General features: G+C 37.1%; 11 protein-coding genes and 1 tRNA gene (1 of these 12 cut by a window edge). 6 read left to right on the forward strand and 6 right to left on the reverse strand.

The features are described from left to right. Positions 1-285: the 3' portion of a protein-glutamine gamma-glutamyltransferase gene (locus tag ISX45_RS12845; RefSeq protein ID WP_194519132.1), read on the forward strand. Its footprint begins 537 nt before the window's first position; the window shows 285 of its 822 coding nt (coding positions 538-822); the start codon falls outside the window, past its left edge; the stop codon is at positions 283-285. Here ISX45_RS12845 and ISX45_RS12850 read toward each other — a convergent pair. Beyond that, a complete protein-coding gene (locus tag ISX45_RS12850) occupies positions 266-1,165 on the reverse strand; it encodes a DMT family transporter (protein WP_194519133.1) in 900 nt (299 codons plus the stop codon). The two genes, ISX45_RS12845 and ISX45_RS12850, sit on opposite strands and share 20 nt — an antisense overlap. Positions 1,166-1,232: 67 nt before the next feature. Here ISX45_RS12850 and ISX45_RS12855 point away from each other — a divergent pair, with 67 nt between their 5' ends. From ISX45_RS12855 to ISX45_RS12870, 4 genes are all read left to right on the forward strand, one after another. Beyond that, positions 1,233-1,910 carry an MgtC/SapB family protein gene (locus ISX45_RS12855; RefSeq protein ID WP_181556562.1) on the forward strand — a complete coding sequence of 226 codons (678 nt, stop codon included), beginning with the start codon at positions 1,233-1,235 and terminating at the stop codon, positions 1,908-1,910. Between the two features lie 190 nt (positions 1,911-2,100). After that, positions 2,101-2,173: transfer RNA gene (locus ISX45_RS12860), tRNA-Ala, on the forward strand. A 467-nt stretch (positions 2,174-2,640) separates the two neighbouring features. Continuing rightward, complete coding sequence (locus ISX45_RS12865; protein ID WP_194519134.1) at positions 2,641-4,056, forward strand: MBOAT family O-acyltransferase; 1,416 nt, start codon at positions 2,641-2,643, stop codon at positions 4,054-4,056. Between the two features lie 121 nt (positions 4,057-4,177). Further along, entirely contained in the window at positions 4,178-5,251 is a 1,074-nt protein-coding gene (locus tag ISX45_RS12870; protein ID WP_194519135.1) for a DHHW family protein, read from the forward strand. A 1,022-nt stretch (positions 5,252-6,273) separates the two neighbouring features. On the opposite strand, the gene ISX45_RS12875 is transcribed toward ISX45_RS12870, so the two are convergent. From ISX45_RS12875 to ISX45_RS12890, 4 genes are all read right to left on the reverse strand, one after another. Further along, the gene (locus ISX45_RS12875) at positions 6,274-7,899 is read right to left on the reverse strand and encodes an L-lactate permease (protein ID WP_194520703.1); all 1,626 of its coding nucleotides are present in this window, start codon (positions 7,897-7,899) and stop codon (positions 6,274-6,276) included. 30 nt (positions 7,900-7,929) lie between these two features. Continuing rightward, the gene (locus ISX45_RS12880; protein WP_181556361.1) at positions 7,930-8,892 is read right to left on the reverse strand and encodes an L-lactate dehydrogenase; all 963 of its coding nucleotides are present in this window, start codon (positions 8,890-8,892) and stop codon (positions 7,930-7,932) included. A gap of 385 nt (positions 8,893-9,277) precedes the next feature. Further along, positions 9,278-9,481 (reverse strand): hypothetical protein, encoded by a 204-nt coding sequence (locus ISX45_RS12885; RefSeq protein WP_194519136.1) that lies wholly within the window; start codon positions 9,479-9,481, stop codon positions 9,278-9,280. Positions 9,482-9,607: 126 nt separating this feature from the next. Next, the gene (locus tag ISX45_RS12890) at positions 9,608-9,853 is read right to left on the reverse strand and encodes a hypothetical protein (RefSeq protein ID WP_181556362.1); all 246 of its coding nucleotides are present in this window, start codon (positions 9,851-9,853) and stop codon (positions 9,608-9,610) included. Between the two features lie 548 nt (positions 9,854-10,401). Here ISX45_RS12890 and ISX45_RS12895 point away from each other — a divergent pair. After that, a complete protein-coding gene (locus tag ISX45_RS12895; RefSeq protein WP_194519137.1) occupies positions 10,402-11,580 on the forward strand; it encodes an MFS transporter in 1,179 nt (392 codons plus the stop codon). A gap of 606 nt (positions 11,581-12,186) precedes the next feature. On the opposite strand, the gene ISX45_RS12900 is transcribed toward ISX45_RS12895, so the two are convergent. Continuing rightward, entirely contained in the window at positions 12,187-12,522 is a 336-nt protein-coding gene (locus tag ISX45_RS12900; RefSeq protein WP_194519138.1) for a hypothetical protein, read from the reverse strand. Positions 12,523-13,013 lie beyond the last annotated feature (491 nt).

Here is a 13,013-nt window from a genome sequence, read left to right on the forward strand (position 1 = left end):
CCTCAAACACCTCAATGGCAAGGAGAGAATACGATTTATTTAGGAGACGGACTGCATTACGGTCATGGAATTGGTATAAAAACAAAAGAGGAAATTATTGCTGTATTAAATAAAAAACGAAAAAGAGGAGCGACTAAATCAGCTTATTTATTAGAACAAACAACAAGGATCGATTTTCAATATTTATCGACCTTTGCCAATGTACGCAAACATGCTGAACTCCCCATTGATCGAAATCGCTTTGTTGTTGGAGCAATTGGCTCAGCTACTTTCTTATATTTGTAGCAGTCTCTTTCGATTTTTCGCTCCATAAATATGTCCCGATACCTGTTAAAATGAATGAGCCTCCTATCCATTGAGAAGGTTGAATGACTTCCCCCAGTAAAAAATATGCCAAAATCGAAGCACCTACCGGCTCAAATAAAATCCCCATGGAAATCGTAGCTGCACTGACCCATTTGACCGACCAATTCATCAGCGAATGTCCAAGCAATGTTGGCACGATTGCTAATAGAAGAAAGCAAATCCAATCCATTTGACCGTATAAAAATAATGGATAGCGAAAAACAATGACATACAAAAAAAGAGTGATCGCACTAACACCGTAAACCACATATGTATATACCACCAGCGATAGCCGCTTTCGTAAATCCTGCCCGAATAACCAGTAGCCAGTAATCATTACACATGCAAGTAACGCTAAAATATCTCCAAATAAAGCTTTACCGCTTATTTGAAAATCACCCCAGCTAATGATGATGCTCCCGAAAATAGCGAGCAACCCACTAAGAAAAGCACCAATGGTCAATTTTTCTTTAAAAAAGACATATCCTCCGACAAACGCAAACAATGGCTGCAATGTGACAAGCACAACCGAGCTTGTCACACTTGTATAGTTCAACGATTCAAACCAAAGAATAAAATGAAATGCTAACAAAACACCAGAAATGAAGGAAAATAGCCAATCCCTTTTCGCGATCGCTTTCAATTCACCGATATATGGAATACAAAAAGGTGTCATTAATAGGACAGTAAAAAACAGACGATAAAAGGCAATAACCGCCGCAGGAGCCTGTGCCCATTTGACAAGAATGGCGGATGTTGATACAGAAAAAGCGCCAATGATTAACGCCAAATAAGGTTTAAATAAATTTTTTGATTGCATACCCCATCCCTCTCATGAAACGTTTATAATTATTATAGCATCGCTAGAAGGGAAAAAGGTGAGGGATATGGATTTTCAAATGTTTTTAAAACTGAGTATATCCGCCATTTTAGGACTAATTATCGGTCTAGAAAGGGAATTAAAACGGAAGCCTGTAGGTTTAAAAACGTGTTTAGTCATTTCCATTGTTAGTTGTTTATTAACTATTGTTTCTATTGAATCAGCGTATATCTTTCCTATGAAAGACCATATCACCATGGACCCGCTTCGCCTCGCTGCTCAAATTGTATCGGGGATCGGTTTTTTAGGAGCAGGAGTGATTTTACGACGCGGCAATGATAGCATTTCCGGACTCACAACAGCTGCGTTAATTTGGGGAGCCGCAGGAATCGGTATCGCTGTAGGAGCAGGGTTTTATTGGGAGTCCATTTTTGGGGTAGCTTTATTAATTGTTAGTGTCGAACTCATTCCACTGCTCACGACTCTTTTTGGTCCAAAGCAACTAAGGGAAAAAGAAATTTTACTACAAATTACGGTTTTAGATTCAAAAAATATTGCTAATGTTATTGAAGCTATTCAAGAAAAAAACATTCATATTAAAACCGTTCGTATTAAAGATTTAGACGAACAACATCACTTAATTAAATTAAAAGTAACTGTTGACCAAAAACGCTCAACCACCGATGTATACTATTCAATTCATGATATTCCTTCAATTACTAACATCGATATTGAAAGTGTCTAGATTGATCACTACAAAAAGCCCTTACGTTTAACCAACGTAAGGGAAACATCTACATTCTATTGACAGTTCGATGATATCACATTTTGTCTGATAGTAAATATAGTATCCATGAGCAATTGCTTTGCTTTTCTTTTGGTTGCCATATTGCATAAAAAAAACAATGTATATATAATAAAATCTGGATAGTAAAGGGGCATTAGCTCAGTTGGGAGAGCGTCGTGCTGGCAGCGCGAAGGTCACCGGTTCGAGCCCGGTATGCTCCATTCGCCCCCCCTTGTGTATCAAGGGGGTTTTTCTTATTTTGCTTTGATTGTCGGTTAAATCCTATTTTTTACATTTTTCTTTTGAATATATGTCCAAAACGCTCTCACAAAAAGAGCCTACTCGTTTTGAGTAGGCTCTTTTTGTGATCAACACCTATTGTGAGTGCGAATACTTCATTCCTTTACCAATTACAATGAATAAATTTTAGGTTCTGAATTAGGAAATTTTACAGCCAACAAATCACTTTTACACTCAATCACTTTCCTTCCAAATTTCATAATCATTATACTCTTTAATTTTTTGAGCATCAGTAAGAATAAAATCTTTGGCAATGGTTCCATCGAATGTATAAATTTTAGATAAGTATGAATTTTTAATTTGATATTTTTTACTATCAATAAATGTTATATTTTATTTTGGTTAAAATTAACTTTATTCCTAATAGTTATAAGGTTGGTGCAAAACGATGGTTTTTAGTAATTTGGTTTTCATTTTTGTGTTTTTACCACTTGTCTTATTTTTTTATTACATAGTAAAAGATACGTTTAAGAATATCATATTGTTAATTGCTAGTTTAGTATTTTATGCATGGGGTGAACCACAATACGTTTTCTTAATGCTTTTTTCCATTTTATTGAACTATTTTTTTGGTTTGGGGATACACCGTTATCGTAATTCCTTAAAAATAAAAAAAACAATTCTAATACTTTCCATTGTAGTAAATATCGCTATATTAGGTTATTTCAAATACAGTGGCTTTTTGATTGACAATCTGAATGAAATTTTTGGAACAAAATGGAGTATTGGTGAATTACCATTACCAATCGGGATTTCGTTCTTTACCTTCCAGTCCATGAGTTATGTGATTGATGTTTATCGAAACGATGCAAAGGTTCAAAAAAATATATTTTCGTTAGCATTGTATGTTACTTTATTTCCTCAGTTGGTTGCCGGCCCGATTGTTCGGTATAACGACATAGAAGAACAGATTCAATCAAGAAGTATAAATCTTGAAAAATTTAATGAAGGTATTAAGCGGTTTATTATCGGATTATCAAAGAAGGTATTATTGGCTAATGGCTTTGCTAGTATCGCGGATACTATTTTTGGAACACCTACAGGGGAATTGAGCGTACTCACAGCATGGATGGGGATAACAGCATACACCCTGCAAATATATTTTGATTTTTCTGGTTACAGTGATATGGCAATAGGTCTTGGAAAAATGTTTGGTTTTGATTTCTTGGAAAACTTTAATTATCCCTATATTTCAAAGAGTGTAAGTGAATTTTGGAGAAGGTGGCATATCTCTTTAGGTTCGTGGTTCCGTGATTACCTCTATATCCCATTAGGGGGCAATCGAAAAGGGACAATTATCACTTTACGAAACCTTTTAATTGTTTGGACAGTAACAGGACTTTGGCATGGGGCCAGTTGGACCTTTATGGCGTGGGGTTTTTACTATGGAATTTTAATTTCTCTAGAACGATTTGGGTTTTTACGGTTTGTATCAAAACTTTGGGCACCACTGCAACATCTCTACGTCGTATTGATCGTTATGGTTGGATGGGTTTTCTTCCGGGCAGACAACTTCACTTATTCTGTTGATTATTTAAAAACCATGTTCGGATTCAGCGGAAGCGATCTCTATGATAACACCTTTATTCTGTTTGCTCATGATAATTGGTTCTTATTCTTAATTGGTATCGTTTTTAGTACTCCTATTCTATCTAAGCTGACTAAAATTGAAATTAAAAATACAAATTCAGCGGTAGTTTTTCGTTCGTTATTTGAATCTGCTACTTATATGATTATGTTAATACTTGTAATGATCTACCTTGTTAATTCTACCTATAATCCATTTATTTACTTTAGATTTTAGGGAGCTGCTTCAAATGAAATTTCAAAGGTTGAACGAACGTTTATTAATTTGCTTATTTCTATTGTTTATATTTTCCTTTGGAGTTTATTTCATTTTATCGCCAGATCTGAAGATATCCTATGTGGAATATCGAGTGCTCGAACAACAACCCGACTTGACATTTGATAACTTACTAAATGGAGAATATGCAAAGAAGTATGAAGCGTATTTTACGGATCAATTTCCAGGAAGAAATCTCTGGTTGCGCCTTTATTTATACATTCAAAAATTCACAGGCAAAACGTTTTTGAACGACAATTATTATATTTCTAAAGATAATTGGATACTCAAAAAACCGATTGAAAAGTTACCAAAAAAAGAAATGGATATAGCGGCAACAAACTTGAATGAGTTTGCTAAGTTTGTATCCGATCATGATGCTGATTTATTTTATTTTTCCTTACCACATAGAGACAATACCATAAACGTCAAATTTCCCCCTTATGTAAAGAAAGGGATGGGACTAGTAAATAAAGAATATTTTTTATCCCAACTTTCAAAGGAAAATATGAAAGTGGTAGATATCCGAAAATCTTTTATTCATCGATTTTCAAAATCGGAACTAAACAATATGTATTTTAAAACCGATCATCATTGGAATATATTGGGAGCTTTTGCGGCATATGAAGAAATAAACAAAGTATTATCCCGTGAACCTTATTATGTAGCAAACGAACCTGAATACAAAATGACCTGCATACAAAATAAGAAATTTGAGGGAAGTTATAACCGGCAAATATATATGATGGTCGATCCTTCCGGCGAAAAACTATGTTTATCTATGCCGAAAGATAGTCGATTTTCCAAGTTTGATTTTTATCTTGGAGATAAAAAAGTCCAAATGCAAACATTTTACGGAAGTGGGTTAAAAAGTGGTAATAAAACTATTACTTATCACGGACTTTATACGCCGGACTTACCGGAGATTAATATTGTCAATCATAACGTGAAAAATTCGAACGTTCTCATAATCAAGGATTCATATGCTAATCCAATCATTCTGCATATCGCACAACATTTTCATAAAACTACTGTTTTCGATATGCGCCACAACGAAAGAACAGTAGAGCAATACATGAAAGGAAAAGATTTTGATGCTGTGATAATCATGTATAATGATCAAAATATAACAGGAAATATGTATAAATTTAATTGAGGGATGTAATAATCATGGCCCCTTATAGTAGACAAAAAACAAACATCATGGACTCTACTATGGAGGGGTTTTTTGTTTCGTACGGAAAATACCTCGGTTATAAGATCACATTTATCGAAGGATAATACAAAACAGTACCTTTAAAAAAACAAATACCCTGTGTCATTAGCTGATCTGCTTTCCAATAAAAAACATCACCACATCTGGAATATCGTTCATCCCTATGGTCAAAATCATATTTTCCATGAGCCGACAGTTCGACATAGGAACAGACTACATCTCCATTGGAAATGGCAGAGCAGCTAACATATAGTAAGAACCTTCACGCGAGAAAATCGTTTTGCCGCTCTCGTTTGCTTCATCAACATGTCAACCAAGCTGAAACCGGAATAAGCTGTATTCACTTCATTAGATAGTCAATCTCAAATTTCATCATTCTCACCTACTGGGCGAAGGGCAAGCATCCTCTGCTTCACCTTATTTTTCTCTAGTGTATTAAAGTTCTCAGCCGAAGGTAAGGTGAATTTCATTACGGATTCAGGTAAAATAAAATATAAAAATTTTTCCAAATAAAACGAAAAACCTTCCCATTTTGGAAAGAATACTCGATAATCGCTTCTAAAAATCCTTTGGGTGTTATTAGATTTCTTGTGTCCTAAGAAATCAAATAGTATATCCTTTCGTCACTTAAAAATATACACCAACATAAACGAAAAGCTTGACGGAAAGTTCGTCAAGCTTTTCTAATATATCGGGAAGAAAGGATGACTGTCTGGATGTCGTTCATTAATATAGATGCTTTCACTTCTTCAAAAAACGGTGCCAAGATATTTTGTTCTGTTTCATTTAATGTTTCGCAAGACCACTTAGTTTGATAATGTCGAAAACAAGATTTTTCTCATTCATCATTGACTCGATCTTTAACGATAGTCGGAAAAATTCTCATGGAAGACAATTTCCATCAACACAATGATATTTCTTCGGTTTATAAAAATTGGGTAGTTTTACTCGATGCCAGTAGTTTAAATCCCAATGAGTGAAAGGATATATGTCCATATCCCTACAACTAATAACAGTACTAAACTGTACTTAATCGTCATTTTAAATAAGTTAGATTCTTTACCGGTCTCTTGTACTGCAGCTGTTGCAATCGCAATGGATTGTGGTGAGATGAGTTTCCCCATAACTCCTCCACTTGTGTTAGCTGCGAGTAATAATGAAGAGTTTGTCCCAATTTGAGTACCTGTAACAACCTGTAAATGTCCAAATAAAGCGTTATTGCTCACGACAGATCCTGTAATAAATACGCCGAGCCAGCCTAGGACCGGGGAAACGAGCGGAAAAGCATCCCCTGTTTTCGCTAATGCTAAACCAATCGTAGATGATAGCCCTGCATAGTTGGCTAAGTTCGCAAATCCCATAATAAAGCAAATAGTTAATATTGGAACCCATAATTCTTTGCAAGTTTCTTTTAAACTTTGCAGCCCTTCAACGAACGTAATGTTTTTACTACACATGACTGTGAACACGACAGCAAGTAAAATGGCCGTACCTGTTGCTGATACAAGATCTAGCTTAAATATTGCGTCTAATACAGTTTTAGCTGAAGCAACCGGAGGCATTTTTACGACTTCACCATGTAAAAATGGCACTTTGAATAAAATAGTTGTTTTATAAAGCAAACCGCCTTCAGCAAATAAAGCTTTAAAACCCGGTAAACTCCATATTGTAATCATCCCCGTTAAGATATAAAACGGAGACCAAGCACTGGCGATTTCTTTCAAGCTGTATGTTGGTTGTTCCACAACCTCTTCTTCCGTATTAATTCGGTATATATGTGATGGCTGCCATTTTTTTAAGAAAAGAGCCATGGCCCCCATACTGACAAGTGCTGCTAAAATATTGGCAAGTTCAGGACCAAACACGATCATCGTAAATGTTTGGACAATAGTATAGCTTCCGCTTACGACTAAAAGAGCAGGAAACGTTTCTTTAATGCCCCGCCATTTATCTAAAATAAAAACTAATAAGAACGGAATGATAAAAGTGATGAATGGCAAAATCCACGCAAGTGTACGAGATAATTCAATTGGCTTTAAGTCTCCCATTTGTGCTCCTACAATGACCGGAATCCCAATTGCTCCGAACGCGCCAGATGCAGCATTGGCAATTAAACAAAGAGCAGCTGCTTTTAATGGTTTAAATCCAAGTTGGGCGAGTAAAGCGGCAGAAATGGCAATCGGAACACCAAATCCCGCCGCACCTTCTAAAAAGGCATTAAAGCTAAAACCAATGAGCAAGAGTTGGAGTCGTTGATCTTTAGAAATATTTGCAATGCTGCCACGGATGATATCAAATTTTCCCGTTTTAACGGCAATTTTATATAACCAGACAGCCATTATTACAATATAGCCAATCGGCCATAAACCGTTCGCGATTCCATGAATGGAAGCAGCAATCGCTTTTGAAATGGGCATATCAAAAAACCAAACAGCCGTTACCAAACTAAACAAAAGGGTAAGAAATGCAGCTTTTACCCCTTTCATCTTAAACACTGTTAAACCTAACAAGAATAAGATAATTGGGAGTGCTGCAATCAATGCAGAAAGATACGTATTATGAAGAGGGTTGTAATGTTGAACCCACATAATGATCACCTTGTTTCTTCTAGTTAGCTTTTATGCCTTTACTTCATCGAAATAAGGAGCAAGAATGTCCTTTAATACGGTTACACTATGATGAAACTGTTGTTGTTCTGTTTCATTTAACTTCATTTCCATCACTTCGCGAATACCGCTTCGATTGACAATGGCAGGGACACCGATATACACATTTTTCTCGCCGTATTGACCATCAAGATAAGCAGAAACTGTTAAGATGGCATTTTCATTGTGTAAAATGGCACGTGTAATACGGACAAGTCCCATCGCAATACCGTAGTACGTTGCTCCTTTTTTCTCAATAATTTGGTACGCTGCATCACGAACGTTTGTGAAGATATTTTCTAAGTCCTCTTTTTTATAGTTGTCATTTTGAGTGATTAATTGTTCAACCGGAATACTACCAATTTCGGCATGACTCCAAACAGGCAGCTCCGTATCCCCGTGTTCTCCGATAATATACGCGTGCACATTCGTTGGAGCTACTTTGAAATAATCACTTAACAAAAAGCGGAATCGTGCAGTATCAAGAATAGTACCAGAACCAATGACGCGCTCTTTTGGCAAACCACTAAACTTCCATGTCGCATACGTTAAAATATCTACTGGATTCGTTGCAACAAGGAAAATCCCATCAAAACCTGATTTCATGACAGAATCGACAATCGTTTTAAAGATGTTAATGTTTTTATCAACAAGATCTAGTCTTGTCTCCCCTGGCTTTTGGTTTGCTCCTGCGCAAATTACTACTAAATCAGCATCCCGGCAATCTTGATAATCCCCATACCAAATATTCGTTGGTTGCGGAGCAAATACTTTTCCGTGATTTAAGTCCATGACATCGCCCATTGCTTTCTCTTTATTCACATCAATCAATACGATCTCATCCGCTATTCCTTGATTCATGAGTGCAAATGCATAGCTAGATCCAACAAATCCTGTTCCTACAACGACTACTCGATTTACACGTTCTTTTGCCATGTTTTATCATCCTTTCTAGCTTCTTTTGTGAAATATTTCACAATTAGATTGTACACTATTTCACAAACTTTAACTAGTACTATTGATAATGAAAATTTGTCTTTTTTGTTAACAGTTTTTCACCTCTTCCGTTCCATTATGTCCACATATATTGATGTCAAAACCTGTTTCTGTTTTCATTCGTCTTGAGTAATGATGAAAATTTTTATTCTTTTAACTCAATGGTAATGATTCATTCACATTATCCTGAATCCGTGACAAACATCATTGAAACCTGTAATTACTCGGTAGATGAGTACAATCAAAGACTTTTAAAGGATAAATCAGCAGAAAAAAGAAGATGCGTTCATCTAACGAACACACATCCTTTTCAGTTCCCTTATCTCTATGTGACAAATCGAGCAATATAATCGCTCAAAATGGAAGGAGAAACAGATTGGCTACAGGCAGCTTTAATCTCCATTTTTTCATATTCAGCCAACTTCGCTGCCAGCGTGATCATGGTTTGAATGACTGTCTCGATTTCGAAAAGAACCGCCTTTTTCTCGCAAGCGTTCCTGTCTAATGAGATGAAACTGTTTTTCTGCAAGAAAAAATGCACTATTTTATATGCGTTTGGCTTTATACAAAAAGGGTGCACATAATCAAGTGCATCCCAAAATGATCATGGTCCTTCTTACTCTTTGAAAAAGGAAGTCTATTCATACATTGTTCTTTATTGTTCCGGCAACAATTCGTCGATTGAGGAGGTTGCGTGCGTTAGTGCGGCTGACTCCAAGCGCTTGAACCCGTATTTTTGCAGGCGTTGTCTTTGCGCTTCAGTTAGTTCATTGTAAGGAACCACAGCCGGCGTTTCAGAGGACTTATAAATTAAATTTCCCGTCACGGGGCATTGAAACGCATCAGCAACAAAGCCTTCTCCATCTTGAATCGTAAATAAGCGAATCGGCATTACATTCATTCTCTTCCCTCTTTCTGTTGGTATGTTCTTTATTACGATTGTCCAATCATCCTTCATTCTATATGGTTCTTTTTCCGCAATGAGCCACTCCTGTTCGATACCATCTAACTCCGCTATGTCTAGTAAATGCATCCATGTTTCAAAACCACAGCGAGAAAAGAGCCGCAAACTCGGATCATTATGCTCAAAAATAAATCTAAAGTAACGGTTTCATTTGCAGTCTTGGGCATTCATCAATCGTTTTTTGCAATAACAGCTTCCCAAGATCACCACCGCCGTATGGAGTGCCGTAAAACGATTGAAAACTAAGCCATGCACATACGATATCAACAAGCCATAGCGGTCACCATGTTTTTTCTTTCTGCTGCCACTGGCTCCGTATCAGCAGTTACCCATCTTGTCGAGATAGTTTTTATGTATCAACAATCGCTCGTAAATCTCCCTTCTTCGTTTCTCTTTCATTTGTTTTACGTAAAGCATTTTATTTGCCAAAACAAGTAAAAGGGAGATTATAATCTTAAGTATCTCGTACAGAAAGGAGAAGTGGAATGAATCGCACAGTCATCGTCTATCTCGTTTCGCTTGCTGCATTTCTCGGCCCTTTTACGCAAACTATTTATACGCCTATTTTACCGGAAGTGGCAAAAGATTTTGGCACATCATCGTTTTTAGTGAATTTAACGATTTCGATTTTCACATTATGTTTGGCATTAATGCAAATGGTTTACGGTCCTTTAACAGATACGAAAGGGCGTCGAAATGTCATTTTGTTCGGTATTTTCCTTTACACGCTTGCATCACTTGGTTGCTTTTTTTCTAAATCTATCTACGTATTACTCGTTTTTCGTGCTTTACAAGCTATTGGGATTGCCGCTGGTTCTGTCGTCGCTGCTACTGTCATCGGCGATTTATTTGAGGGAAAAGCTCGCGGAAAAGCAATGGGGACGTTTCAAATGATGGTGTCACTCGGTCCTGTCGTCGGTCCGATTGTAGGGGGCTTTCTCGGTGGACGATTTAACTTCCATGCTGTATTCCTTGTGTTAGTGTTCGTAGGTGTCCTTATATTCATAGGGAACTTGGCTTTTCTCAAAGAAACAAAACCGGAAACAAGTTCATCACAACGATTTCAACTTCGCAATTTCTTGACAATCCTTAAAGATCGTACGGGTTCGTCGATTATTTTGTTAGGTTTTATTCAATATTACGCGATGTATAATTTCCTTGTATTCTTACCGGGAATTTTAAGCGAGCGCTATGGGCTGTCTGCCGAGCAAAAAGGGCTTGTCTTTCTAACGATGTCTTGCATGATTGTCATCGGAAGCTTTGTCGGTGGAAGAATCCAAGGACGCTTTGAAGATCGAAATGTCATCGTTGTCACATCTTATTTGAATGTGGCGGCAATTTTTCTGTTCCTTCTCGTCTCACATATATCGATTCCATTGCTCATTGCTTCGATTATGCTATTCGGCTTATTCTTAGGAACATCTTTACCAGTACAAACAACACTTTTAACACAAGTGTTTCAAACGAATCGGTCAACCGCTATCGGCGTCTATAACTTTTTCCGGTACATGGGAATGGCGTTTGGACCGATGGTTGGAAGCTTGTTGCTGGCTATTGGTGGGTATTATATTGTATACGGATTTGTCGATGCTGCCTTTTTAGGCTGTGCGTTTGTGTTAACAATACGGGTTTTAGGAGCGAATAAAAAACTGGGTGCCTATTGATATTACCAATGACTAGAACCGTTTCAGCCGGATTAGGGAAGTTTAGTTGCTATTGTCGTTTGACATACACTGGACCATACTTCAAAAAGAAATTTTCGATCATTCGCGTAAAAGCCGAAACAACGTCCACCCACGATTCGAACATCGCTCGAATGGTCTGGCATTTGATGCGTGGAGCATGTTTTCCGCGACAATCGTCTTTTCGTCGGCAAACGGTTCGCTAAATAACTCTCAATTTGTCGTATTAAAAAACATAAAAATACTTCCAACTATTTATCAATCACCAAATGCTTTCGAAAAAATTTTCCATCACGTCGCCGTAATACGCCATCTATAACCTATAATACCGTTTTGAATCAATGACTTCTTAGTGATAATTTCATCCCATAAAGCGACACTGCTTTTTCCTGCTGCCGCAAGGGTAAAGATCATTTCGTCCTACTTTTCCCTTGTCTCCTCTTCTTGCTCTTGTATATCATACCTTTTTCTACAAAAAATCTCTCCTGTTTGACAGCATAGCTATTTTACTGCCGTCTACACAGAAGAGATCGCATCGGGAGTATTTATGACCATAAAATATCAGGAGAGTTAACGAACCGCACTGAGTTATTTTTGTTGTTGGTGATGACTCTGGTTAATTGCAAGGCTTTTCGGCTGTTCCGCTATTTCCTTGGAAAATTCCATAGTCGCTAAACTCGGTATTCTCATTCGTCGATTCATAAAGTTGTTTATGCCACTCATTGCACGCTGAATCGGTTTTGGCATCATATACTGAGTGCTGCGTCCTCTTCTCATGCTGAAAATGGCTGTCGCGGCAATTCCCAGGCCTAAACTTAATATAGTCCACATGGTATTGTTATTGCTTCGGCGTCCCGTCAAGCGCAACAATTGGTTCCACATTCCTCTATTACGCCCAAAATTAAGTAGACGTAAACGATTCATGATTTTTACACTCCTCTTTTCGAATTTTCCTTGCGCTCGAAAAAAGAATGATTCTTTTCGAACACTTATTAATGTGCATTAGAGAAGCAAAATCATGCATGGAAAACACTTACTTAATGACGCCGCATATTCTGATTCCAATGAGAAATGTTAATAATTGAAGGCCATTACGATCAAAAAGCGAAGTTTTCCCCATATTTATGTCAATGTAAGAAAATTAAGGTTTTTGAAGTGTCTTACTGAATATAGCATTTGTTCACAGTATAAGCCTAAATGTTTTCGCTTTCGTTGTTATATTTTTCTAACGCCGCTAGGAATCGCAGAATCCAATTCCGTGAAACTCACTCTAACGGGATTATCATGGATTACAATCCATGCTTTTTGTTAAAAGGCATTCATCGCTTCTCTCAACAGCTGTATAGCCTCTGTTCGCTCAAGCTTATTCGTTTGCCATTTCCGTCATGTCAAAAACCGCTTTTTATAAAGTTTTC

Source organism: Thermaerobacillus caldiproteolyticus, from assembly GCF_015326725.1.
Classification (GTDB): domain Bacteria; phylum Bacillota; class Bacilli; order Bacillales; family Anoxybacillaceae; genus Thermaerobacillus; species Thermaerobacillus caldiproteolyticus.